Here is a 23,773-nt window from a genome sequence, read left to right as displayed (position 1 = left end):
CCATTTTATTTTAAAAATATTATTCTATTATATAAAATTTAAATGGAGTTTTGATATTTGATTAATCTTTAAATTCTACTACTTCATCAAATGCAAAACGAGCTTTTCCTACGCTAGTATTTTCTTGGGTATGTCCTAAAGTAATGAGCATGGATACTCTTTGTTTGGTAGTGTCTAAATTTAAATATTGATTGATTTTATCTTTATCAAAGCCACCGATAATACATGAGCCCAAATTTAAACTATAAGCAGCATTGATAATATTTGCAATAGCAAGATAGCTTTGTTCTTTGGCATAAATAAAACTTTGCTCTAAATCCATTGCGTCTAAAAATGGCTTATAAGTTTGCAAGCGTTTGTTTAACTCTTCTTGGCTTAAACCCCTCTTTTTTAGTTTTTCTTCAAAATAATCTTTAAAATCAGCTCTTGAAATTACAACTATAATAGCAGCGCAATTTGCTACATGACTTTGATTATTAGCTATTTTAGCAATTTCTTTTTTATGTTCATCTTTTTGAAAAACTAAGAATTTCCAAGGTTCAAGTCCTAAGGAGCTAGGAGATAATCTAGCACATTCTAAGATATATTCTAAATTCTCTTTAGAAATTTTTTCTTGGGTGTAAGCTCTAATCGAAGAGCGATTTTGCATTAAATTTAAATAATCTTGCATTATTTTTCCTTTTTTTGATTTATCTTATATCTTATAAGCTTTAAAATTGTTAAAATTATATTTTATTGTTACAATTTTATTTTTACTTCATACAAATGTTTTATTATATGGTTTTTAAAGGATTAAAATGAAAAAAATAATTTATTTAAGTATGTTTTTGATTATACTTATTATAGGGGTGTATTTTTTCTTTTTTGCAAATAAGGAAGAATATAATTATCTAACCTATGAAGCTAAAAAACAAGACATCACTCAAAGTATAGAAGCAATTGGCGAGGTTTATGCAAAAACCCAGGTTGATGTTGGTGCGCAAGTTAGTGGGCAAATAACAAAGCTTCATGTAAAATTAGGTGATCATGTTAATGAGGGTGATTTAATCGCACAAATTGACAAAGATAAACAACAAAATGATTTAGATATTACTAAAGCTCAGCTTGAAAGTGCAAAGGCAAATTTAGAAAGTAAAAAAATCGCTCTTGATATAGCTACTAAACAATACCAAAGAGAGCAAAAACTTTATGCTAAAAAGGCTACCTCTTTAGAAAATCTTGAAAATCTTAAAAATACTTTTTATGCCTTAAGAGCAAATGTTGCTGATTTAAAAGCTCAAACTACTCAACTTGAAATTTCTTTAAAAAATGCTCAAAAAGATTTAGCTTTTACCACTATAACTGCACCTAGCAAGGGTGAGATTATCAATGTAGCAGTTGAAGAGGGGCAAACTGTAAATGCAAATCAAAACACACCAAGTATAGTGCGTTTGGCTGATTTAAGTGAAATGGAAATTCGTATGCAAATAGCTGAAGCTGATATTAATAAAATCAGTGTTGGAAAAAAGGTTAAATTTAGCATTTTAAACGAACCTGATAAAAAATATGAAGCAGTGATTTCTAGTATAGATCCAGCTAATACCACTATAAGTGATGCAACAAGCAATACAAATTTAAATTCAAGCTCAAGTGCTAGCACTAATGCTGTGTATTATTATGCAAGGGTTTTTGTAAAAAATGATAATAATTTTTTACGCATAGGTATGAGTACAGAAAATGAAATTGCTATTAAAACAGAAAATAATACTTTAGTTATACCAACTTTGGCTATAAAAAGTGATACAAAGGGGTATTATGTAGAAATTTTAAAAGCCAATAATATAAGTGTAAAAACACCTGTTAAATTAGGTATTAAAGATAGTTTAAATACTCAAATTTTAGATGGTATTAATGAGGGTGATTTAGTTATCATAGGTAAAAATAAAAAATGATACGCTTAGAAAATATACAAAAAAAGATTAATAATACAACTATTTTAGAAAATATTAATCTTTATATTCAAAAGGGAGAATTTGTAGCCATTATAGGACAATCAGGAAGTGGAAAAACATCTCTTTTAAATATTATAGGAACGCTTGATGAGCCAAGTAGTGGAAAATATTTTTTAGATGCATATGAAGTTACAAATTTAAACAAAGATGAAAAAGCAAGGATTAGACGCGAAAAAATTGGTTTTATTTTCCAAAGATATAATCTACTTAGTCTTTTAAATGCTAAAGATAATGTAGCATTGCCTGCTGTGTATGCGGGTAAAAACAAACATGAAAGATCGCAAAAGGCTAAAGAATTACTTTCTTTTTTAGAGCTTGATCATAAAGAACTTTCTAAGCCAAATGAGTTAAGTGGCGGCCAACAACAAAGAGTTTCTATAGCAAGGGCTTTGATGAATGGTGGTGAGCTTATTTTAGCAGATGAGCCAACGGGTGCGCTTGATTCTAAAAGTGGAAAAATAGTTTTAGAAATTTTAAATAAACTCAATGAGCAAGGACACACCGTAGTTTTAGTCACTCATGATAGAGAAATAGCTGCTAGAGCAAAAAGAGTTATAGAAATTAAAGATGGTAAGATCATAAGTGATAATGGTACAAAAAAAGCAGATGAAATAAAAGCTAAGTTAATGCCAAAAGAGAAAAAAAGCTTTAATTTGCTTAAAAATCAGCTTTTTGAAAGTTTAAAAATGTCTGTAGCTTCCATCATAGCACATAAGCTTCGTTCTTTGCTTACCATGCTTGGTATTATCATAGGTATAGCTTCAGTAGTTTGCGTGGTTGCTTTAGGACTTGGAGCTCAACAAAACATACTTGCTTCTATTAGCTCTATTGGGACAAATACCATAGAAGTTGTTTCAGGGCGTGGCTTGGGAGATATCCGATCAGGCAGAACAAGGCTGAATTTGAGTGATTTAAAAACCTTAAGCTCTTTGCCTTATTTAGAAGCAGTAGAAGCAGATGTGGGTAAAATAGGGGTGGTAACTTATAAGAATAATTCTTTGCAAGCTAGAATTTATGGAGTAGGGCCAAATCATCTAAGACTTAGAGGTTTTGTGATGGTAGATGGTAGATTTATTAACAATGAGGATATAAAAGATAATACTAATATTTGCATTATAGATGAAAATGCTTTAAGAATTTTATTTGATAATATCAGCGCTAAAGATGTTTTAGGTAAAAGTGTGATTTTTAATAAGCAACCTTTAACTATAGTTGGTGTTTTAAAAAAAGAAAGAGATAACAAAGGCTTTAGAGCTGATGAAAATACCATTAAAATTTATACCCCTTATACTACTTTAATGAATAAAATCACAGGAGATAAGCAAATAAGAGCCATAGTAACTAAGGTAAAAGATGAGGTAAATCCTACTTTAGCTGAAGAGGCTATGGTAAAAATTTTAGAGATTAAACGCGGAAAAAAAGATTTTTTCACCATAAATTCAGACGCAATTAAAAATGCTATCGAGGAAAATACTGCTACTTTGACTTTACTCATTTCTTCTATTGCGGTGGTATCTTTGATAGTAGGTGGTATTGGTGTGATGAATATCATGCTTGTTTCGGTAAGTGAGCGCACAAGAGAAATTGGAGTTAGAATGGCTATTGGAGCTAGAAAAGAAGATATTTTAATGCAGTTTTTAATCGAAGCTGTGTTGATTTGCTCTTTAGGGGCCATTTTTGGAGTAATGCTTTCTTTTATCATCATTGAAGTATTTAATTCTTTAAATTTTGGTTTTACGATGATACTTTCGTTAAATTCAGTATTTTTAGGGCTTTTAAGTTCGGTTTTAATAGGAGTGGTTTTTGGATTTTTCCCAGCAAAAAATGCAGCAAATTTAAATCCTATTAGTGCTTTATCAAAGGAATGAGATGAGAATATTTTTATTATTTTTTATAGCCTTTTTTTTAAATGCTTGTGTAGGTGTAAAATTAGAACAAGTATCTCAAGAGCAGATAAAAAAAGAATATTTTGAAGATTTTAATGCAAGCAAGGCTTGGTGGGAAAAATATAATAATCAAGATTTAAATAATATCTTAAAAGCTATTATTGATAATAATAAAGACTTAAATATAGCAAGAGTTAATTTTTTAAGCACTTTAGCTAGATATAAGCTTTTAAATTTAGATCTTTATCCTACTTTGAGTGGAAATTTAGGTGTAAATATAAGAAAAAATTTAAACAATGGCGCAGAAATGCATAGTTTTTCAAATGGCATTATGTTAAATTATGAGCTTGATATATATGGAAAAATTTCAGATCAAGTTGCTAGTTCTGAATTTTTAGCAAAAGCAAGCGAATATGAGTTACGCTCTTTAGAGCTTGATACGATTAATTTGGCGATTAATAGTATTTTTGAATTGATTTATTTTAATGATGTAGATCGCTTACTAAATAACCATTTAAAAAATCTTGAGCAAATGTTAGAAATTTATACTACTAAATTTGATTATGGTAAGGTTGAATATATTGATCTTTTAAATATCAAAAAGTCTTTATTAAATACTAAACAAAATATCATCACAAATTTGCAAAATAAAGACTTAACACTTAAAAATATAAAAGATTTGCTAGGTAAAGATGATGAGTTTTTGATTAATAAAATGCTAAATTATACTCTTGAAGATTTTTCTTTGCAAAAAATTAATTTTGATATAGAGTTAAAAATGCTTGCTTATAGACCACAAGTTCAAGCAAAGCTAAATCAACTTATGGCTTCTTACAAAGATTATGCAAGTGTGCAAAAAAGTATTTTGCCTAGTATAAAAATATTGGGAAATTTAGATGGGAGTGATAAAAATTTTGATGATAGTTTTAAATTTTTAATTTTAGGAGGTAATGTCGTTATTGATTTACCGTTTTTGGACTTTTATAGAGTAAGACAAAATGTAAAAATTTCTGAATTTGCATATCAAGCACGCTTATATGAGTATAAAGATGCATTGCAAAGAGCTATTCATGAGTTTAAACTTTGCTATGAAAACGATAAATATTACAATGATTTGTTAAATTTAGTAAAAGATATTAATACCAATCAAGCAAAAATTACACAATTATATTTTGAAAAATACGAATTAGGGCGTAATGAGTTAAAAGATTATCTTGATGCAGATGCTTTGCTTATTAATTCACTTCAAGAGCTTAGTAGAGCGAAACTGTCTTTGCTTAAAAATGTTAATTTGTATCATAATATAGTATTGATTTCAGAGTAAAATAGACTTAAAAATGTTTCATTTTGTAATATCTTAGTAAAGAGTAGTGTTTATTTGCGTTGTTTTTAAAGTCATTTAGATTACAATTGATAAGTAAATCAAACAAAGGAGAGGTATGAAATTTGATTTTTATGCAACGCTAGTTACTATGGTTATAGTATTGCTTTTAGGCGTTTTTGTCATTAAAAGGGTAAAATTTCTTCGTGATTATAATATCCCTGAGCCAGTTGTTGGTGGCGGAATAGCTGCGATTATTCTTTTAATCTTACATAGTTCTTTTTCATTAAACATTAAATTTGATGAATCTATGAAAGATCCGTTAATGCTTGCATTCTTTTCAAGTATTGGTTTGTTAGCTGATTTTGCTTCATTAAAAAAAGGTGGTAGAAAATTAGCGGTTTTTTTAGTGGTGGTTGTTGGCTTGCTTTTTGCACAAAATATAGTTGGTATAGGCGTAGCAACTGCCATGGGACAAAATCCACTTATGGGGCTTATAGCAGGTTCTGTTACAATGAGTGGTGGTCATGGTACAGGTGCAGCTTGGGCGGCTGAGTTTATTAAAGAACCTTATTTGTATTCTAGTGCAACTACTGTTGCTATTGCTTGTGCGACTTTTGGACTTATTTCAGGTGGTATCATAGGTGGGCCTGTTGCGAGATATTTGGTTAATAAACACAAATTAGTGGTTCCAAAACAAAATGATGATAAAGATGCGATTTTAAATTTCCAATCTCCAGAAAAAGAAAGATTGATCACTCCATCTTCTTTTATAGAATCTTTAGCATTGATTGCTTTATGTTTATTAATAGGTAGTGCTTTATCTACTTATATCAAAGCAAATACAGGTTTTACTTTACCAACTTTTGTGTATTGTCTTTTTGTGGGTGTTGTTTTAAGAAATGTTTTATCGGCTACAAAAATTCACCATGTGTTTGATAGAGAAGTATCAGTTTTAGGTAATGTAAGCTTGTCATTATTCTTAGCTTTAGCGTTAATGACTATTAATCTTTGGGATCTAGTAACCCTTGCGCTACCGATGCTAGTAATTTTAGTAGTACAAGTTGCTATGATGGCTGCTTTTGCTATATTTGTAACCTTTAGAGTATGTGGAAAAGACTATGATGCAGCAGTTTTAGCAGCAGGACATTGTGGTTTTGGTTTAGGCGCTACTCCAACAGCTATGGTAAATATGCAAACTGTAACAAATCACTATGGTATGAGCCATATGGCATTTATTATTGTGCCTTTAGTAGGTGCATTTTTCATAGATATAGTAAATGCTTTAGTGATTAATGCTTTCTTATATCTACCATTTTTTCATTAAAATCATCTAGCACTAATTTAGTGCTAGATTAACTTTTTATCTTTACTCTTACATAAATGATTTAAAAAGCATTCTTTGCATAAAGGATTTTTAGCCTTGCATGTATAGCGTCCAAAAAGCACCATAGCTTGATGAAGATAGTTTAGATTATCTTTAAAAATTTTAGTTAAATCTTTTTCGGTTTCTTCAGGAGTTTTAGCTTTGCTAAGATTAAGTCTGTGTGAAACTCTAAATACATGGGTATCTACAGCCATACAATTAGCCCCACACCATTCTATCATCACTACATGTGCAGTTTTTTGTCCTACTCCTGCTAGAGTTTTTAAATCTTGCTCATTCGTGGGGATTTCACCATTAAATTGCTCACAAACTGCTTGAGCCATTTTGATTAAATTTTGTGCTTTATTATTATAAAATGAACATGAGTTTATAAGTAATTTTAAACTACTAAGATTAGCATTAGCTAGATCTTGCACGCTAGGATAAGCTTCAAATAAAGCCGGTGTGATGAGATTAACCCTTTTATCAGTACATTGAGCTGAGAGCATAACACAAACTATGAGTTCATAAGCATTGCTAAAAACTAATTCTGTTTTTGCCTCTCCAAAATGCTCCAAAAATAATTTTTTAATTTCTAAATTTCTTTTCATAAACTTATTGTATGTTAATCGGCTTTAAATAAAGTTTAGATATAATAAAATTAACAAAACTATTTCAAAAGGAAAAACAATGAAAAAAATTTCTTTAGTTGCTGCGGCTTTATTAACAGGTTTAAGTTTAAATGCTGCGGTGGTTGCAACCCTTGATGGAAACAATATCAGCGATACAGAAGTGAATGAATTTTTTGCTCCTATGCTAAGAGGTGCTAAAATTACTGATTTACCAGCTGAACAAAAAAAAGCAATTATCGATCAATACATCGTTCAACAACTTGTATTAAAAGATGCTAAAGCTCAAAAAATAGAAAATGATCCTTCATATAAAGAAGAATTAGAGCGTGCTAAAGAAGCTATTTTGGTAAATATCTATCAAAAGAAAATTTTTGATTCAATTAAAAATGATGACGCTAAGGCTAAAAAATTCTATGAAGCAGATAAAGATAAATTCACTAAACCAGCTCAAGTGAAAGCTAAGCATATTTTGGTAACTAGCGAAAAAGAAGCTAAAGATATTATTGCCGAACTTAGTAAGCTAAGTGGAAAAGCTTTAAATGATAAATTTGCCCAACTTGCAAAAGAAAAATCAATCGACAAAGGTTCTTCAGCACAAGGTGGTGATCTTGGTTGGTTTGCTGAGTCAACTATGGTAAAACCATTTGCTGATGCAGCTTTTTCTATGAAAAAAGGTACTATTTCTAAAACACCAGTAAAAAGTGATTTTGGATATCATATTATCTTAAAAGAAGATGCTAGAGCAAAAAGTACTATGAGTTATAATGAAGTAAAAGCAGGTATTGAAAGTAATATCAAAATGGAAGAATTTAAAGAACTTATGAATAAAAAAGCTCAAGAACTTCTTCAAAAAGCAAAAGTGGAATACAAATAATGGGTGTATTAGATCTTGTTAAGCCAGGTGTTTTAAGTGGTGATGATCTAAATATCGTATATAATCATGCAAAAAAAGAAGGATTTGCTATCCCTGCGGTAAATGTCGTGGGGACAAATTCTATCAATGCGGTTTTAGAAAGTGCTAAAAAAGTTAATTCGCCTGTGATTATTCAGTTTTCAAATGGAGGAGCTAAATTTGTAGCAGGGAAAGCTTGCCCAAAAGCTGATGTGTTTGGTGCTATAAGTGGTGCAAGACATGTGCATTTAATGGCAAAAGCTTATGGGGTTCCGGTGATTTTACACACAGATCATGCTGCTAGAAAATTACTTCCTTGGATTGATGCTTTGATTGAAGCAAATATTGAGTTTAAAAAAGAAACAGGCAAGCCTTTATTTAGCTCACATATGATTGATTTAAGTGAAGAGGATTTAGAAAGTAATCTAAGCACTTGTGAAAATTATTTAAAACAAATGTCTGAACTTGGGATTTCTTTGGAGCTTGAGTTAGGTTGTACAGGTGGAGAAGAGGATGGAGTGGATAATACAAATATCGATAATGCAAAATTATACACTCAGCCTGAAGATGTAGCGCTAGCTTATGAGAGACTTTCTAAAATTAGTGATAGATTTTCAATCGCAGCTAGCTTTGGTAATGTACATGGAGTATATAAACCAGGAAATGTGATTTTAAGACCTGAAATTCTTAAAAACTCTCAAAATTATGTAAAAGAAAAATTCAATCTTGGTGAAGAAAAGCCAATCAATTTTGTTTTCCATGGTGGTAGTGGTAGTGATATAGAAGATATCAAAGCAGCACTTAGCTATGGTGTGATTAAGATGAATATTGATACAGATACACAATGGGCTTTTTGGGATGGTGTTAGAGAGTATGAACTTAAAAATAAAGCTTATTTGCAAGGACAAATTGGCAATCCTGAAGGCGATGATAAGCCAAATAAAAAATACTATGATCCAAGAGTATGGCTTAGAGCGGGCGAAGAAAGTATGATCAAACGCTTAGAGTGCGCTTTTAGTGATTTAAATTGTATCGATAGAAACTAAGAGTTTTATAACTCTTAGTTGATTTTCCTGTGAAGATTTCAAATTTTTAGAGTAAAATTAACAAAGGTTCATAAAATGGAAGTTAAAACAACTGATGATTTTTCTGATCTTGTATTGCCTGAGGGAAAAGGTAGTACGGGAATTGTTGCTTATTTAAAGATTATATTTATCCCTGCTATATTGTATGTTTTAGTGCTTTTAGGATATTTTGGAAAGATTGATTTTAAAATAGAATTACATAGTGTTGTAATGATAGGGATTATCTTTTTGGTGGCTTTGATCTTTGCTAGACATAGTGCTGATTATGCTTCAAGCATTTTTGAGCAACAAAAAGATGAATTTAAGCTTATATTAAAACGCTACATTATGAAGCATTTTTTAGTTATAGGTAAAGAAACAAAGTCAAACGCTAGTTTTGATGATTTTGCTTATGCTTATGTGAAAGATTTGAGAAATGAAAATTTTGCTTCTGTGGGTGCAGCTATTTTTCCTATGCTTGGTATTTTAGGAACTTTTATAAGTATAGCCATGTCTATGCCAAATTTTAATTCAAGCGACACAGCAGGTTTAGAACAAGAAATTTCAGTTTTATTAAATGGAGTAGGAACAGCATTTTATGTATCAATTTATGGAATTTTCTTAGCACTTTGGTGGATATTTTTTGAAAAATATGGCTCTAGTAAATTTCAAAAACTTCTAAATCGTCAAAAAAACGCAACAAGCGATTTTTTTTGGTCTAAAGAAGAAATTGATAGAAAATATCTTCAAGAAAGTTTGCAACATTTTGAAAAAATAGGCACGATTTTTGAGCATGTGAGTAATGAGGAATTTTTTAAAGAACTTGATAATACCATAGATAGAAAATTCAAAGTTTTTCAAGAGCTTGTAAATGCTGAAGAAAAAGCTGTAAGATTAAGCAGTGAGCATGTGAAACAAACTATGAGTGATTTATCTAAAACCCAAAGAGAACAAAAAGACATCGTGAAAACTTATAGTGAAATCGCAAATGCAGTAAATATGCTAAATTCAAACATAAAAGAATTAACTTTAAGAATTTCAGAACAATACAATAGGCTTTTAGATGCGAGTTCGGATAAAATTGTCCATCTAGATAAAAGCGTGAGTGCTTTAGATGAAAAGGTGAATAATTTTTCAAATAATATTGAAAAATATCAAAATCTTATGCTTGATAATCAAACTAAACTTTTTGAAGGTTTTAGGGCAAGTATTATAGAAGGTATGCATACTTTTAAAGAAGCTTATGAAGATGAAAAAAATATTGATGAAAAAATTTCACTAATGCAAGAATTTAAAGAAGAAAGCAAAGAATTAGATGAGCAAACCACACAAGTTATTGCAAAGCTTGAAAATCAAAAAGAAGATGAAAAAATAGATGATAAAAAATAATTCTAATAATGAAGAAAATAATTTTTGGATAGCTTATGCAGATTTAATGGCGGGCTTGCTTTTTATATTTATTTTGCTTATTGGAGCTATAGTTGTTAAGTATGTTTTAACTCAAAGTGATTTGCAAATCATAAAAGAAAATCTACAAAAACAAGAAGAGCGCTTAAGAGAGAACAAAGAAGAATTAAACCAAAAAGAAGATATTTTAAAAAATCTTAGTCAAAAACTAAATAATACTTCAAGTACACTTGATGATGTTAAAAAGCAAAAACAGGCTTTAGAGGCTAATATTACTAAACTCAATCAAGATTTAAATTCAAGTTTAGATGAAAAAGATCAGCAAATTTTTGCTTTGCTTGAGAGATTAAACAAAAAAGATGAAGAAATCAAGGAATTAGAAAGTAATTTTGAAGAAGCAAAAAGTAAAATCAAAGAACTAGGTTTAATCAAAGAAAATACCATCAAAAATCTTCAAGCAAAATTTGATACTAATATTACTCTAGATTCTAATACAGGGGCGATAGTTTTACCTTCTGAAGTACTTTTTGATACAAATTCTTTTACGCTAAAAGCTCAAGCAAAAGAGAATTTGAAAACGATTTTAACGCAGTATTTTGATAATATTTTAAAAGATGAAAATATCTTAAACAGCATAGAAAATATAGTCATAGAAGGGCATACAGATAGTGCTGGTTCTTACATATACAATCTTGATTTATCACAAAAAAGAGCTTATGCGGTGATGAGTTTTATACATTCATTTTATAAAGATCCAAGATTGCAAAAACTTTTAATGGCAAGTGGTAGGTCTTATTCTGATGTAATTACGAAAGATGGTAAAGAAGATAAAGAAGCAAGCCGTAGGATAGAGATTAAATTTAATATCAATACAAATAATGCCTTGGAAAAGGTTGAAAAATACCTTGATAGCAAGTAAAATTGATGTTTTAAAATACAAAGATTTTGAATTTTTACTCAAAAGAGATGATTTACTTGGCTATATTAATGGAAATAAGGCTAGAAAACTAGCCTTATTTGAAAAAAACAAACATTTATTTAAAAAAGGACAAAGATTTATTTCCTTTGGTTCTTCTCAAAGTAATGCCTTGGTTGCTTTAGCCAAATTTTGTCATGAAAATGATTTTTTGCTCATTTTTGTTTGTGAAAAAATGAGTTCTTTTTTAAAAGAAAATCCTCATGGAAATTTAGAATTTGCATTAAAATATAATGTGAAGTTGATAGAAAATATAAATTATCCTACAAGAAGATTGCAAGCTTTGGCTTTAAAAAAAGATGATGATATTTTTATTGAAGAGGGTGTGGCTATAAAAGAAGCTGAGTTTGGATATCAACAACTGGCTTTAGAGCTTAGTGAGCAACTAAATGAAAATGTAAGTATTTTTTTACCATCAGGTACAGGAACCTCTGCGGCTTTTTTGGCTAAACATAGTAAATTTAAAGTTTTTACATGTGCTTGTGTGGGCGATAGTGCATATTTAAAAGAGCAAATTTTAAGCTTAGAGCCAAATTATGATTTTGGTAATTTAACCATATTAAATTCACCTAAAAAATATCATTTTGCTAAGCCTTATTTAGAATTTTATGAGCTTTATAAGGATTTAAAAAAAGAATGTGGAGTGGAGTTTGACTTGCTTTATGATATGGTGGGTTTTAAAACTTTATTAGCTCATAAAAAGCAACTTGATGGAAAAATCTTATATATCCACCAAGGAGGCCTTGAAGGAAATATAAGCATGTTAAAGCGCTATGGGTATAAATTAAAAAATACCAAAATAAAAAATCACTAAGATAATCAAAGGTATGATAAATTTAACATAATAATACCATAATTTAAAAATACTTCCTTTTAGAGTATTTTGATTGGAAAGTTCATAAATGGCATCTTTTTTAAGTACCCAACCTACATAAATACAACAAAAAAATGCGGTTAAAACAAAGAATATATTTCCACTAATAAAATCAAAACTATCAAAAATATTTTTCCCTTTAATGATGGTTATGTCTTTTAAAGGGCCATAAGTAAGTATACATGGTAAATTTCCCAAAACAAAAATACTTCCAAGTGTTAGATTGATAGCAGTATTTTTGGCTAGTTTAAATTTTTCCTCCAAAACACTAATGATTACTTGATAAATTGGCAAACTTGTAGTAAGTGCAGCGATGATTAAAAGTAAAAAGAAAAACACACAAATTATACTTCCAAAAGGTATATGTGAAAACGCAACAGGTAAGGTTTTAAAAACCAAAGATGGCCCGCTATCAGGGGTTAAACCTACGCTAAATAAAGCAGGAAAAATCATAAATCCAGCAAGCACTGCTATGAGGGTATTTAAAATACCTGTATAAATAGAAGTTTTGATTAAATTCTCATTTTTCTTAAGATGAGATGATAAGGTTATCATCACGCCAAAGCCCAAAGATAGAGCAAAAAACACTTGTCCTAAGACATCTATGAATAATTTAGGAGTAATTTTTGAAAGATCAGGAGTAAGGTAAAATTTCACACCCTCACTTGCCCCATCAAGTGTTAGATTGCGCCCAACAACAACCAAAAGACAGATAAACAAAAATGGCATAAGGTATTTTACTGACTTTTCTATACCATCAATCACACCTTTTTTTAAGATAATCCAGTTAATTATCACAAATATAGTAGTAAAAATTCCTATTAATAAAGGATTATTTTCTATAGTAGAGTTATAAAATTCGCTTGTATATTGAGCGTTAATGGGGCTTGAAAGGTTAAAATCACCTATGATGATTTTAAAAATATAGGCTAAAACCCATCCACCTATTACCATATAATAAGCCATAATTCCAAAACTACCTAAAAGCCCCATGTAGCCAACACCTTGCCAAGAATTCGATATTTTAACTCCATCACTTGTTTTTCCGCCAAAAGCATCGACTGAATTTGACATTTTGCGTCTTCCTATGACATTTTCAACCAAAATCACAGGAATTCCTATAAAAATCATAGCTATACAAAAGGCTAAAACATAAGCACCGCCTCCATTTTCACCTACTAAGTATGGAAAACGCCAAGTGGCCCCAAAGCCAATAGTTGCGCCAGCTACTGTAAGGATATAAGTTAGCGTATTACTCCATGTTTGTCTTTGCATGCTTTTTCCTTGCTAAATTTAAATAAAAAATATTTTAAGATAAAAAATAATACCATTATGCCAAATTTTTATTTATTTTTTTATCAAATCAAAGGAAAATCCATGCAAAAAAAGAAAATTTTGTTTTTAGGTGCAGGATATGCTACTTTATCGGCTATAAAAGCCTTACCTGATGAGTTTTTTGAAAAAGCACAGGTGAGCTTGATTAATAACAATTCTTATCATTATCATACGATTTTACTACACAAAGTAGCTTCAAATGAAGATATTTATAGTTCAAAATATAATCTTTTGCCTTTATTAAATCCAAAAATCAACTTTATCCAAGATGAAGTTTTAAAAATTTCTAAAGACAAAGTTTTTACTAAAAATAATGAATTTGATTTTGATATTTTAGTATGTGGACTTGGTTTTGCTAAAGAAACTTTTGGAATTAAAGGTATGCAAGAATATGCTTTGAGCATAGATAATTATGAAAATGCTTTAAAAATTAATGAAATAATATATGAGAAAATAAAAAATTACAAAATAAGTCAAAATAAAGATGATTTAAAAATCACAGTTTGTGGTGGGGGCTTAAGCGGGGTTGAATTTGTAGCTTCTTTAGCTAAAGAGCTTAAAACCTTTTGCCAAAAAGAGCAAATTGCTTACGAGAAATTAGAACTTTCTATTATTGAAGCTATGGATCAGATTTTACCTATGTTTGATAAAAGTTTGGCTTTAAAAGCAAGGCAAAGGCTAGAAGCACTTGGTGTGAAAGTATATGAAAAATCTAAAATCATAGAATGTGAAAAAAATGGTATAAGACTTGATGGGGGAGAATTTGTTAAAGCTAATACTATCATTTGGACTGCAGGGGTTAGGGGTAATAGCGTTATAGAAAATAGCTCAGATTTTCCAAGTACAAGATCGCGTATAGAAGTTGATGCTTTTATGCATCCATTAAATGTTGAAAATGCGTCAAAATACTTTTTTATAGGTGATAATAGTTTATTTAAAAATCCTAAAACCAATACCCCTTATCCTCCAACAGCCCAGCTTGCATTAAGAGAAGGAGCATATGTAGCCAAAGCTTTAATGGCTATGATTGATGAGAAAGAATTTAAGCAAGAATTTTCTTTTGTGAGTGGAAATACCGTTTGTTCAATCGGAAATGATTATGCAGTTGGCACAGTTTTGCATAAGCCAATTAGTGGTCTTTTAGCAATAAAACTTAAAATTTTTATAGAAAAACTATGGCAATATCAGCTTATAGGGATAAAGGGATTTTTTAAATAAACATATAAGAATTGTCATAAGTATGATTTAATCTAGCCTGAATACTCTCTTTCCATCCTTTTGCCAGGGTGGAAATTTTTTCTAATTTTTCTAAAGAACTTGAATTTTTAAAAGGATTGAAGAATAATTGATTTAACTCCATAATACTTAAATTAGCTTCATCTTTTTGTAAGATTTTGATTTTGTCATTTTTATTTATTATGCCTTCTTTTAAGACTCTATAATACCATCCAGTCCTTCCGCTTTTGAAAATTTCTTGAGTGAAATTTAAGTGATTGTGTATGCTAGAAATTTTAAAACAAGGCTTGCGCGGTTGACTTACTTGTAAAATACAAGTACCTATCTCATGTATATCTCCACAACAAACATTATTTTCATTTAAACCATCAATACTTAAATTCTCTCCCATTTCTCCAAAATTTAAGTACTTATTTAAATAATTATTCCATAAAGTATAGTTTTGTACACTATTTGCAAAAACAACTTTTTCTAAATTTCCATGATGAATTTTATCAGCTATTTCATTATCAAGAATATAATCTGTATAAATTTGCAAAGAATTTAAATAAATATCCTTGATAAATGCTGAATGAAATTTATTATAGTTTTTGATTTTACCAATTTGCAAAGATTTAATAGAACTCATCAAGGAACTTTACTTAAAAAATCATTTGCATCTACATAGCCTATAATGCGTCCTTTTTCTTCATTTTTATCAAAAAATATCATCACAGGAGGTCCAAAAACTCCAAATTCTTTCATAAGAGCTAAATCTTCTTGGCTATTGTGTGTCACATCTGCTTTTAAAAGCGTGTAGTTAGCAAGCAAATTTTGCACTTTCGTATCTGTAAAAGTATATTCTTCTAAAAGTTTGCAGTTTTCACACCAAGTAGCTGTAAATTCAAGCATAATGGGTTTGGTTGAATTTTGCAATTCTTGCTTAAGTTCTTTTAAGTTTTTAATGGTTTTAAAACTTAAACTAGAGCTATTTTCTTTAAAAGCAAGGTTAAACTCAAGAGGCTTTAGCATGCTTTTTGAACCCATTGAGCCGCCTAAAATTAAACTTATGCTATATACTAAAATCAAAATCATACTTGCTTTTTTAAACTTATCAAAATTAGTTTTTACTTCATCAAATAAACCCATAAAGCTAGTAAAAAATACCCCTATAATTCCATAAAGCATTAAAATGATATTTGCACTAAGTATTCTTTCTAGCATCCAAACTGCCATGATAAGCATGATAAAACCAAAAAAAATCTTTACTTTAAGCATCCAAGCCCCGCTTTTTAAAAAACTTCCTCCAAGTCCTATTAAAAGCAAAGGCATGCCCATACCAAAACTCATCACAAATAAAGAAAGTCCTCCTAAAAATACATCACCACTATTAGTAATGTAAAGCAAAGCTCCTGCTAAAGGTGCAGCCACGCAAGGTCCTACAATTAAAGCTGATAAAAAGCCCATAATAGCTACGCCAAAAATTCCACTTTTACCTTCTATTTTTTTATTAATAAAATTTTGAAATTTAAGTGGTAGTTGTAATTCATAAAGGCCAAACATAGAAAGTGAGAGCAATACAAAAATACCCGCAAAAGCAATGATAATCCAAGGTTGTTGTAATAAACCTTGCACATTAGCCCCTGCAAGGCCTACTAAAGCACCTGCTATAGCATAAGCTAAAGACATAAAAAAGACATAGATAAAAGATAAATAAAAACTATATTTTTTAGATGGTTTATCTTTGAGCTTCATTGCGATTAATGATGAAAGAATAGGTATCATTGGTAAAATACAAGGAGTAAGTGCTAATAATAAACCATATCCAAAGAAAGTTAAAAGCGTGATAAATATACTTTGTGTGCTTAAATCATTAGCAATTTGCTCATCTTCATTTTGCTTTTTAAATTGATCTTTAGTGGATTTTATAGTATAAATTCCATTTTGTTTATTAAGTTCATAATTTACATATACAGGACGATAACATAAACCTTCTTCTGAGCAACCCTGATAAGCTAGGGAAAGTTTTGCTTTGTTGTTTTTAATAAAATCATCTAATAATAATTGAGGTATAAAAAGTTCAAGTTGGCTAAAGATTACTTCTTTGTTTTCTCTAGTTTGAGTTTGTGGGAAATTTAACAAAGAAGTAATATCATTTGAATCTAATTCTACTTTGATTTGATCTTTGTAAAGATAAATTCTATCTGCAAGATTGATTTTTAAAAAAATTCCTTGATTGTTGCTGTGGGTATTGAGTTTAAAAGCTTCATTGAGTGATAATACTCCATTATTAGCAAAAGCTAAATTGAAAAAAATAAAAAATACCGCTAAAAAACGCATTTTTCTCCTTGAAACTAGAAGTTAAATTTGTTTTATTTTACTTATTTGTGGTAAATTTAAGTTAATAATTATCCTAAATTAAGGAGTTTGCTATAAACTAAAATTTCAATTTTAAACAATCTTATATTTAGTGAAATTTAGTTGCTATTTGCTATATTTGAAATCATAATAAAGGAACTTTTTGAATAATATTTTTTTAGTACACAATAAATTTAACGAGCATAAAAAAATTACTTTAAAAGCATATATGGTTAATGCTTTTTTGCTGGTTTTTTTATTGTTTTTATTTTTTTATTTATCTTTTTTAAGCGCTAGTTATAATTTTGATTTTATGGCAATTTATGAGTATAAAGACAAAATGATACATGGTTTTTTTACGAGTTTTTTTATTAGTGTTTTGTCTTTGGTTGTAGGTGTGATTTTTGCTTTGATTTTATGCTATATGAGTCTTTGTAAAATCGTGCTTTTTAATATGTTTGCAAGAGTTTTTATAGAACTTGTTAGAGGCACACCTTTGCTAGTACAAATTTTATTGATTTATTATATTTTTGCGGATAATTTGGGGCTTGACAATCGCTATGTTTGTGGAGTTTTGATTTTAGCTTTATTTGCTAGTGCTTATATTTGTGAAATATTTAGAGCGGGGATTTTAAGTGTTGACAAAATGCAATATGAAAGTGCTAAGGCTTTGGGTTTGAGTGAGTTTGAAATTTATAAAAGTGTGATTTTTCCTCAAGCTTTAAAAAATATCTTAGCACCACTAAGTGGACAACTTAGTAATTTGATCAAAGATAGCTCTCTTTTAAGTGTTATAGCTATTTCAGAACTTACCCAAAATGCTCAAGAAATCAACGCTTTTACCTTTTCTACTTTAGAAATTTATATCCCTTTAGCACTTTGCTATTTGGTTTTAACTTTACCTATTTCTATGTTTTCAAGAAAGCTTGAAAAGAGTTTTTCTTAGAAGAAAAACTCAAGCTTTTGTTCTTTGAAAACTTCTTGCATATCTTTGAGATATTTTTGACTTAGTTTATCAAAAAAACCATTTTCTTTAGATTTTAAAATAAACTCATTAAGCTCTTCTTTTAATTTAGTATTATTTTTATTTAAAGCTATGGCCCATTGCTCAGGTGTTTTTTCAAAAGGGGTAAAAATAGCTTTTGTTTGCTCAGGATGTTTTTGCCAAGCTTTATAAATACTCATTTGATCATAAATAAAAGCATCAGCTTTAGCTTGAATGACTTCTAAAATAGCTGCATTTTCTTTATCAAATACTAAAATTTTTGCGTTTTTAAGATTTTTTTGAGCATATAAATGCGCACTTGAACCTCTTTTTAAAGCAAGGATTTTCCCTTTTTGATTTAAATCTTCTATGGAATTAATATTTGATTTTTTAGCGCTTAATATCGCTAAATTTGCCTTAGCATAAGGTGAGGTAAAATCTATTACTTTTTTTCTTTGTTCGCTTATACTCATAGAAGACATGATGAGATCTATTTTTTGAGTTCTTAAAGCAGGTATAAGTCCATCCCAAGCTATGTTTTGAATTTTTAAATCATAGTTTTTTTCTTTAGCAAAGGCTTGTAAAAACTCTACACTAATGCCGCTTGGATTGCCTTTAGTGTCACTCATTTCAAAAGGCGGGTAGGCTAACTCCATACCTACAATTAATTCTTTTGCATTAAGTGTAAAAAATAAGCTTAGTAAAAAAAGTATTTTTTTCATTTTTTAACTCCAAATCTAGCCAAAGCTTTCTCGTAATCTTCTTTTGTATCTATACCTATGCTTTGGCTTTGTATTTTTAACATTTTGATTTTTTTGCCATTTTCTAAGGCTCTTAATTGTTCTAATTTTTCACATTCTTCTAAAGCTGAGTTTTTTAAAGTGCAAAATTCTTGCAAATTTTTCACTTTATATGCATAAATTCCAAGATGAGCTTTGAAATTTTGCTTGTAATTTGCTCTTTCATAAGGAATTTTAGATCTTGAAAAATATAAAGCATAATCATTACTATCAGTAACTACTTTAACTAAATTTGGATCCTCGCAAGTTTTCGCATCTACTTCTTTATAACAACTACTCATAAAACAAAACTCATCTTCAAAGGCAATTTGACTAAATTCTTTAAATTTTTTGATATTTTGAATTTCTATAAAAGGCTCATCAGCTTGAACATTGATGATTAGCTCATTGTCATTTAGTTTTAAAATTTGACAAGCTTCATTAATCCTATCTGTGCCACTTTCGTGATTTTTACTTGTTAAGATAGCTTTTATATTGTGTTTTTGTGCTATTTTTAAAACCTCTTCATCATCAAGTGCCACGCAAACTTCATCAACTTCTTGCATTTTTTTAGCTGTATAAACAAACATAGGCAAATTATCAATTTCACATAAAATTTTATTTTCAAAACGACTTGATTTTAATCTTGCAGGTATAATAATCATTGTTTTATCCATTCTATAATAGTTTGTTTTAGATTTTTGAGTTTGCAAACTTGATCTTGCTTTTGTGTGCTTGTAAATAAGCTTGCGATATTTGGATGAATTTCTTGCTTAAATTCTTTTGCAAGTTCTTGCATACAAGCTTGTTCATCTTGGCATTCTTTATTATAAATTGCTTGATACATGCTTGGGGTAAATTTACTCCATTGTGCTGTGGAAGTAATAAGCGTAGTAGTGTTAGAATCAAGCATTTTAAAGCAAGTGCAAGTGTGAGGGTCTAAAAGTCCTAAGTGGCTGTATTGTTTGATATATTGCATACACTCATCATCATTGCAAAAATCAGCTTCAAAGTCTTCTTGTAAAAGTTCTAGTTCTTCTTGGCTAAGCTCATAATATTTTTCGTTTTTTAAAGCTTGCATAAGTTCTTTGGTGCGCTCATCTTTAAATTTATCAAAAAGCAAGCGTTCTATATTTGATGATATAAGTATATCCATAGCAGGAGAAATAGTCTTTTGCAAGCTTTTATTTCTTAAATCATATTTGCCTGTATTAAAAAACTCACTTAAGATGTTATTAGAATTTGAGGCAATTTTAATTTTACCTATATTTGCTCCCATTTTTTTAGCATAATAAGCTCCCAAAGCATCGCCAAAATTTCCACTTGGAATGATGATATCTATTGTTCTATCGATTTTTAAACTAGCATAGTAATGATAGATGATTTGAAAAAGTATTCTTCCAAAATTAACCGAATTTGCGGCACTTAGACTTAACTTTTCTTCTTTTAAAGTATTTTTAAAATCCTCATCATTTAAAAGTGTTTTTAAGGCATTTTGTGCATCATCAAAATTACCTTCAATGGCTATGGATTTTAAATTGCTTGCATTTGAATGCGTCATTTGTAAGGCTTGAGTTTTACTTGTACCTTCATTTGGGTAAATACAAACTACTTTTATACCTTTTTTATTTTCAAAGCTTTTTAGTGTAGCAGGCCCTGTATCACCACTTGTAGCGCACATGATTAAAAAATCATCATCTTTTTTTAAGTATTCTAAAAGCACGCCAAAAGGCTGTAAAGCCATATCTTTAAAAGCCCTTGTTGGCCCATGGAATAATTCATTAATGTAAAGCTTATCATTAATTTTTCTTAAATTAATAGGGCAGGTTTTATCATCAAAATCCTCATAAGTTTTCAAAGCTTTTTCAAAAACTTCAAGTTCTAAATCAAAATCAAAAGCCGCGATGATTTTTAAAGCTAATTCTTTGTAGTTTAAATTTTTTAAAGCTTCATTATCAAGTTTTGGTAGATTAAGTGGCGCATATAAAGCATTATTAGGTGCGCTAGGGCTAAGTAAGGCTTTTGAAAAGCTTACTTGGTGATTTTTATCTTGGGTTGAGTGTAGTAACATTTTCTTCCTTTTTGTTAAATTTATAAATATAATCTTGCAAAACTTGCTTAAAGCTATCTTTTAAAACAATATCAAGATGAATAAGTTCAGTTTTAAAGCCAAAATCTTTTACTTTTACATAGTCTTTAAAGGTAAGCATTAAGGTGTCGCAATTGTGTTTTTTTAAAAGTTTTTCTAATTCTTCTTTTTTGAAAGTATAATGATCAGCAAAAAAATAACAAGCCCTAGCTTTGATAAAATGCTCATATAATCTAAAAGGCTTTGCAATAGAGCTTATTAAAATGGCTTTTTGATTTTCTTTTACATGAGAATAACGCACAAAATCTTCATTTTCTTTAGCTATAAAATCAGCCCTTTTAGTAAAAGATTTTGGCAAACGATAAGCCCCGCTAGGTAGGGTAAAATCAAAAAATGGCTCATCTTTACTTTGCAATAAAATATTAAGTTTTTTAATGTGAAATTTAGAAAAAGCATCATCTAAAAGTATAATCTTTGCTCCAAGCTCGATAGCTTTTTGAATGCCTTTTATTCTATCTTCACTTACTATCACTCCACTAATGTGCTTTGTAAGTGCATACTCCATAGCTTCATCACCACTTTCTTTAATATCGCATAAAATTTCATCTTTATGCTTAACGATGATTAAGCCTTTGCTTTGTCTTTTATAGCCTCTTAAGATGATAAAACAATTTTCAAATTCAGTTGCTATGGCTTTACAAATAGGAGTTTTTCCATTACCTCCTAGGGTTAGATTACCTATGCTTATAATGGGTAAATTAAAATCAAGTTCTTTTTTAAATTTAGTATTTAAAATCGCTATGATCATATATAAAAAACTGAAAGGCAAAAGTAAAAAAGCGAGAGTTTTTTGTAAAAAATTAGGTTTAAAAAAATAGCGATCAAGCCAAGTCATATGTATTCTTTAATGTTGTTGGAAGTTTTCTTTTAAAAGCATTATTTTGCACACGCTCTAAGACTAAATTTTTTAAATTCTCATCAAAATTTTCCAAACTTTGATTATTTTCTAAAGCTTTTAAAACTTCATCTAAAACTTCATATTTATAGCCAAGATCGCTCTCATCGCTTTGATTTGGCCAAAGATCAGCACTAGGAGCTTTTTGTATGAAATTTTCATGTACACCCATAAATTTAGCAAGTTTAAAAACTTCACTTTTATAAAGCGTAGCCAAAGGATTAAAAGCACAAGCTAAATCCCCATAAATAGTCCCATAACCAAGCATAAGCTCACTTTTATTAGAAGTACCTACTACCAATGCATTATGAAAAGCTGAATAATCATAAAGCAAACTCATACGCACTCTTGCGGCTAAGTTGCCAAAGCGTAAAGGGTTTAGATCTTGACAAATTTTTTCATAAGCACAAAGCACTTTATCAATATAAATGATTTTATGGTGAATTTGCAAATCTTCACAAAGTATTAATGCATCATCTAAATTTTCTTTTTTAGAATGTTTTGTAGGCATTAAAAGTACAAAAAGTTTTTCACCTACTGCTTTTTTGCAAAGATGAGCTACTAAAGCTGAGTCTATCCCACCGCTTAAACCTAAGATGAGATTTTTATCTCCTGCTTGTTCTTTTATAAAATTGATCAATAATTCTTGTAATTTTGTATAATTCATAAAAAATCTTTAAATATTAATTTTTTAAAATTATATTTGATTTAGTTAAAAGGAAGTTTATATGCGTATTTTAAAACAACCATGCGGAATGTATGAAACAAATTGTTATATTATAGATCACAATAATAAGCAAATTATCATCGATCCAGGTGAAAATTCTTATGAGTTTATCGAAGAAAATGCAGGCAAACCTTTGGCTATTTTAAATACTCATGGTCATTATGATCATGTTTATGATAATACTAAAGTTAAAATGGCTTATGAAATTCCACTTTTTATCCATAAAGATGATGCTTTTATGCTAAAAGATCCTTTTAATTATGGTTTTGAGCATTCAAATGCTGATGTGTTAATAGAAAATGAAAATGAATTTAGTATAGATGAGTTTAAGTTTAAATTTCATCATTTTCCAGGTCATACTCCAGGGTGTTGCATGATAGAACTTGTGGGTGAAGATGTGCTTTTTAGTGGGGATTTTTTATTTTATCGTAGTATTGGTAGATGGGATTTTCCTTACTCAGATGCAACTAAGATGAAAGAGAGTTTGCTTAAAGTTTTAGCTTATGAAAAAGATTTTAGATTACTTCCAGGGCATGGAGAAGAAAGCACTTTAAATGAAGAGCAAAAAGCAATTCCTGCTTGGTTAAGGTATTTTCACTAATGGATAAGGTTTTATATTTTTTAAGTTTTTTGCTGATTTTAAGTGCGGTTTTGAGTTTTTTTAAACCCAAAGAAGCAAAAAAGAAATTTTTTCACAAATGCCCATGTTTTAGAGCGGTGGAAAATGGTTTAATGAGTAGAATTTGCATTTATGCAGGAAGTTTTGGTTTTATGTATTCTGTGCTTTATATTGGTTTTGGAGTGTATGATAAAAAGCTTTTTATGATTTTGCTTTTATCTTTTGCGATATGGTATTTTGCTTGGGTTTTAAAAAAAGAGTAAAAAACTATCATTAAAAATGTTAAAATACTTTTTTAATTA

Annotated in this window: 23 protein-coding genes; 13 read left to right on the top strand and 10 right to left on the bottom strand. The window is 29.4% G+C overall.

Going from position 1 to position 23,773, the window contains the following annotated elements; genetic code table 11:
• Positions 1-61: 61 nt before the first annotated feature.
• On the bottom strand, positions 62-670 hold the full coding sequence (locus tag CLLT_RS04630; RefSeq protein ID WP_074691861.1) for an NAD(P)H-dependent oxidoreductase: 609 nt from the start codon (positions 668-670) through the stop codon (positions 62-64).
• A 127-nt stretch (positions 671-797) separates the two neighbouring features.
• Between CLLT_RS04630 and CLLT_RS04625 the strand changes: the two genes are divergently transcribed.
• From CLLT_RS04625 to gltS, 4 genes are all read left to right on the top strand, one after another.
• Positions 798-1,931 (top strand): efflux RND transporter periplasmic adaptor subunit, encoded by a 1,134-nt coding sequence (locus CLLT_RS04625; protein WP_070256823.1) that lies wholly within the window; start codon positions 798-800, stop codon positions 1,929-1,931.
• Entirely contained in the window at positions 1,928-3,859 is a 1,932-nt protein-coding gene (locus CLLT_RS04620; RefSeq protein WP_074691864.1) for an ABC transporter permease, read from the top strand. The genes CLLT_RS04625 and CLLT_RS04620 overlap by 4 nt, the downstream gene beginning before the upstream one ends.
• A gap of 1 nt (position 3,860) precedes the next feature.
• Complete coding sequence (locus CLLT_RS04615; protein WP_074691867.1) at positions 3,861-5,201, top strand: TolC family protein; 1,341 nt, start codon at positions 3,861-3,863, stop codon at positions 5,199-5,201.
• Positions 5,202-5,316: 115 nt separating this feature from the next.
• Positions 5,317-6,525, top strand: a complete 1,209-nt coding sequence (gene gltS / locus CLLT_RS04610) for a sodium/glutamate symporter (protein WP_012661623.1) — start codon at positions 5,317-5,319, stop codon at positions 6,523-6,525.
• 23 nt (positions 6,526-6,548) lie between these two features.
• On the opposite strand, the gene nth is transcribed toward gltS, so the two are convergent.
• On the bottom strand, positions 6,549-7,175 hold the full coding sequence (gene nth, locus CLLT_RS04605; RefSeq protein WP_012661622.1) for an endonuclease III: 627 nt from the start codon (positions 7,173-7,175) through the stop codon (positions 6,549-6,551).
• Between the two features lie 79 nt (positions 7,176-7,254).
• Here nth and CLLT_RS04600 point away from each other — a divergent pair, with 79 nt between their 5' ends.
• The 5 genes from CLLT_RS04600 to CLLT_RS04580 all read left to right on the top strand — a co-directional run bounded on the left by CLLT_RS04600 (position 7,255) and on the right by CLLT_RS04580 (position 12,349).
• Positions 7,255-8,070, top strand: a complete 816-nt coding sequence (locus CLLT_RS04600) for a peptidylprolyl isomerase (RefSeq protein WP_074691870.1) — start codon at positions 7,255-7,257, stop codon at positions 8,068-8,070.
• Entirely contained in the window at positions 8,070-9,134 is a 1,065-nt protein-coding gene (gene fbaA, locus CLLT_RS04595; RefSeq protein WP_070256827.1) for a class II fructose-bisphosphate aldolase, read from the top strand. The genes CLLT_RS04600 and fbaA overlap by 1 nt, the downstream gene beginning before the upstream one ends.
• 75 nt (positions 9,135-9,209) lie before the next feature.
• Positions 9,210-10,541, top strand: coding sequence for a MotA/TolQ/ExbB proton channel family protein (locus CLLT_RS04590; protein ID WP_070256828.1), 1,332 nt, complete (start codon positions 9,210-9,212; stop codon positions 10,539-10,541).
• Positions 10,528-11,478: an OmpA family protein gene (locus CLLT_RS04585; RefSeq protein ID WP_070256830.1), complete on the top strand. Its 951-nt coding sequence runs from the start codon at positions 10,528-10,530 to the stop codon at positions 11,476-11,478. The genes CLLT_RS04590 and CLLT_RS04585 overlap by 14 nt, the downstream gene beginning before the upstream one ends.
• Positions 11,465-12,349 (top strand): 1-aminocyclopropane-1-carboxylate deaminase/D-cysteine desulfhydrase, encoded by an 885-nt coding sequence (locus tag CLLT_RS04580; protein WP_115614014.1) that lies wholly within the window; start codon positions 11,465-11,467, stop codon positions 12,347-12,349. The genes CLLT_RS04585 and CLLT_RS04580 overlap by 14 nt, the downstream gene beginning before the upstream one ends.
• On the opposite strand, the gene CLLT_RS04575 is transcribed toward CLLT_RS04580, so the two are convergent.
• Positions 12,320-13,684: a sodium-dependent transporter gene (locus CLLT_RS04575; RefSeq protein ID WP_070256834.1), complete on the bottom strand. Its 1,365-nt coding sequence runs from the start codon at positions 13,682-13,684 to the stop codon at positions 12,320-12,322. The genes CLLT_RS04580 and CLLT_RS04575 overlap by 30 nt on opposite strands.
• 102 nt (positions 13,685-13,786) lie before the next feature.
• Between CLLT_RS04575 and CLLT_RS04570 the strand changes: the two genes are divergently transcribed.
• Positions 13,787-14,962 (top strand): NAD(P)/FAD-dependent oxidoreductase, encoded by a 1,176-nt coding sequence (locus CLLT_RS04570; protein ID WP_070257143.1) that lies wholly within the window; start codon positions 13,787-13,789, stop codon positions 14,960-14,962.
• Here the strand turns inward: CLLT_RS04570 and CLLT_RS04565 are convergent.
• Both CLLT_RS04565 and dsbD read right to left on the bottom strand, forming a co-directional pair.
• Positions 14,955-15,608: an MOSC domain-containing protein gene (locus CLLT_RS04565; protein WP_070256836.1), complete on the bottom strand. Its 654-nt coding sequence runs from the start codon at positions 15,606-15,608 to the stop codon at positions 14,955-14,957. The two genes, CLLT_RS04570 and CLLT_RS04565, sit on opposite strands and share 8 nt — an antisense overlap.
• Complete coding sequence (gene dsbD / locus CLLT_RS04560; protein WP_012661614.1) at positions 15,608-17,299, bottom strand: protein-disulfide reductase DsbD; 1,692 nt, start codon at positions 17,297-17,299, stop codon at positions 15,608-15,610. The genes CLLT_RS04565 and dsbD overlap by 1 nt, the downstream gene beginning before the upstream one ends.
• A gap of 247 nt (positions 17,300-17,546) precedes the next feature.
• Here dsbD and CLLT_RS04555 point away from each other — a divergent pair, with 247 nt between their 5' ends.
• The gene (locus tag CLLT_RS04555) at positions 17,547-18,263 is read left to right on the top strand and encodes an amino acid ABC transporter permease (RefSeq protein ID WP_081336355.1); all 717 of its coding nucleotides are present in this window, start codon (positions 17,547-17,549) and stop codon (positions 18,261-18,263) included.
• Here the strand turns inward: CLLT_RS04555 and CLLT_RS04550 are convergent.
• Genes CLLT_RS04550 through CLLT_RS04530 form a run of 5 tightly spaced genes read right to left on the bottom strand, consistent with a single transcriptional unit; the run spans position 18,260 to position 22,792 of the window.
• Entirely contained in the window at positions 18,260-19,024 is a 765-nt protein-coding gene (locus tag CLLT_RS04550) for a transporter substrate-binding domain-containing protein (RefSeq protein WP_012661612.1), read from the bottom strand. The genes CLLT_RS04555 and CLLT_RS04550 overlap by 4 nt on opposite strands.
• Entirely contained in the window at positions 19,021-19,746 is a 726-nt protein-coding gene (gene kdsB, locus CLLT_RS04545) for a 3-deoxy-manno-octulosonate cytidylyltransferase (RefSeq protein ID WP_070256837.1), read from the bottom strand. The genes CLLT_RS04550 and kdsB overlap by 4 nt, the downstream gene beginning before the upstream one ends.
• Positions 19,743-21,152 carry a threonine synthase gene (gene thrC / locus CLLT_RS04540; protein WP_070256839.1) on the bottom strand — a complete coding sequence of 470 codons (1,410 nt, stop codon included), beginning with the start codon at positions 21,150-21,152 and terminating at the stop codon, positions 19,743-19,745. Before thrC ends, kdsB begins: the two co-directional genes overlap by 4 nt.
• A complete protein-coding gene (locus tag CLLT_RS04535) occupies positions 21,127-22,065 on the bottom strand; it encodes a tetraacyldisaccharide 4'-kinase (protein ID WP_070256841.1) in 939 nt (312 codons plus the stop codon). The genes thrC and CLLT_RS04535 overlap by 26 nt, the downstream gene beginning before the upstream one ends.
• Positions 22,052-22,792: an NAD+ synthase gene (locus CLLT_RS04530; protein WP_074691873.1), complete on the bottom strand. Its 741-nt coding sequence runs from the start codon at positions 22,790-22,792 to the stop codon at positions 22,052-22,054. Before CLLT_RS04530 ends, CLLT_RS04535 begins: the two co-directional genes overlap by 14 nt.
• 61 nt (positions 22,793-22,853) lie before the next feature.
• On the opposite strand from CLLT_RS04530, the gene CLLT_RS04525 reads away from it, so the two are divergent.
• A complete protein-coding gene (locus CLLT_RS04525; protein ID WP_074691875.1) occupies positions 22,854-23,453 on the top strand; it encodes an MBL fold metallo-hydrolase in 600 nt (199 codons plus the stop codon).
• Complete coding sequence (locus tag CLLT_RS04520; RefSeq protein WP_012661606.1) at positions 23,453-23,734, top strand: hypothetical protein; 282 nt, start codon at positions 23,453-23,455, stop codon at positions 23,732-23,734. Before CLLT_RS04525 ends, CLLT_RS04520 begins: the two co-directional genes overlap by 1 nt.
• Positions 23,735-23,773 lie beyond the last annotated feature (39 nt).

The organism is Campylobacter lari subsp. lari (assembly GCF_013372185.1).
GTDB classification, from domain to species: Bacteria; Campylobacterota; Campylobacteria; order Campylobacterales; family Campylobacteraceae; genus Campylobacter_D; species Campylobacter_D lari.
The sequence above is the reverse complement of the archived record's forward strand: the minus strand, read 5'-3'. Positions and strand labels throughout refer to the sequence as shown.

Coding starts and splice junctions, on each gene's coding strand:
- CLLT_RS04530 (WP_074691873.1), bottom strand. CDS start 22,792: ATGAATTATACAAAATTACAAGAATTATTGATCAATTTTATAAAAGAA.
- CLLT_RS04555 (WP_081336355.1), top strand. CDS start 17,547: ATGGTTAATGCTTTTTTGCTGGTTTTTTTATTGTTTTTATTTTTTTAT.
- thrC (WP_070256839.1), bottom strand. CDS start 21,152: ATGTTACTACACTCAACCCAAGATAAAAATCACCAAGTAAGCTTTTCA.
- dsbD (WP_012661614.1), bottom strand. CDS start 17,299: ATGCGTTTTTTAGCGGTATTTTTTATTTTTTTCAATTTAGCTTTTGCT.
- CLLT_RS04570 (WP_070257143.1), top strand. CDS start 13,787: ATGCAAAAAAAGAAAATTTTGTTTTTAGGTGCAGGATATGCTACTTTA.
- kdsB (WP_070256837.1), bottom strand. CDS start 19,746: ATGATTATTATACCTGCAAGATTAAAATCAAGTCGTTTTGAAAATAAA.
- CLLT_RS04630 (WP_074691861.1), bottom strand. CDS start 670: ATGCAAGATTATTTAAATTTAATGCAAAATCGCTCTTCGATTAGAGCT.
- gltS (WP_012661623.1), top strand. CDS start 5,317: ATGAAATTTGATTTTTATGCAACGCTAGTTACTATGGTTATAGTATTG.
- CLLT_RS04525 (WP_074691875.1), top strand. CDS start 22,854: ATGCGTATTTTAAAACAACCATGCGGAATGTATGAAACAAATTGTTAT.
- CLLT_RS04615 (WP_074691867.1), top strand. CDS start 3,861: ATGAGAATATTTTTATTATTTTTTATAGCCTTTTTTTTAAATGCTTGT.
- CLLT_RS04585 (WP_070256830.1), top strand. CDS start 10,528: ATGATAAAAAATAATTCTAATAATGAAGAAAATAATTTTTGGATAGCT.
- fbaA (WP_070256827.1), top strand. CDS start 8,070: ATGGGTGTATTAGATCTTGTTAAGCCAGGTGTTTTAAGTGGTGATGAT.
- CLLT_RS04550 (WP_012661612.1), bottom strand. CDS start 19,024: ATGAAAAAAATACTTTTTTTACTAAGCTTATTTTTTACACTTAATGCA.
- CLLT_RS04520 (WP_012661606.1), top strand. CDS start 23,453: ATGGATAAGGTTTTATATTTTTTAAGTTTTTTGCTGATTTTAAGTGCG.
- CLLT_RS04575 (WP_070256834.1), bottom strand. CDS start 13,684: ATGCAAAGACAAACATGGAGTAATACGCTAACTTATATCCTTACAGTA.
- CLLT_RS04625 (WP_070256823.1), top strand. CDS start 798: ATGAAAAAAATAATTTATTTAAGTATGTTTTTGATTATACTTATTATA.
- CLLT_RS04590 (WP_070256828.1), top strand. CDS start 9,210: ATGGAAGTTAAAACAACTGATGATTTTTCTGATCTTGTATTGCCTGAG.
- CLLT_RS04565 (WP_070256836.1), bottom strand. CDS start 15,608: ATGAGTTCTATTAAATCTTTGCAAATTGGTAAAATCAAAAACTATAAT.
- CLLT_RS04535 (WP_070256841.1), bottom strand. CDS start 22,065: ATGACTTGGCTTGATCGCTATTTTTTTAAACCTAATTTTTTACAAAAA.
- nth (WP_012661622.1), bottom strand. CDS start 7,175: ATGAAAAGAAATTTAGAAATTAAAAAATTATTTTTGGAGCATTTTGGA.
- CLLT_RS04620 (WP_074691864.1), top strand. CDS start 1,928: ATGATACGCTTAGAAAATATACAAAAAAAGATTAATAATACAACTATT.
- CLLT_RS04600 (WP_074691870.1), top strand. CDS start 7,255: ATGAAAAAAATTTCTTTAGTTGCTGCGGCTTTATTAACAGGTTTAAGT.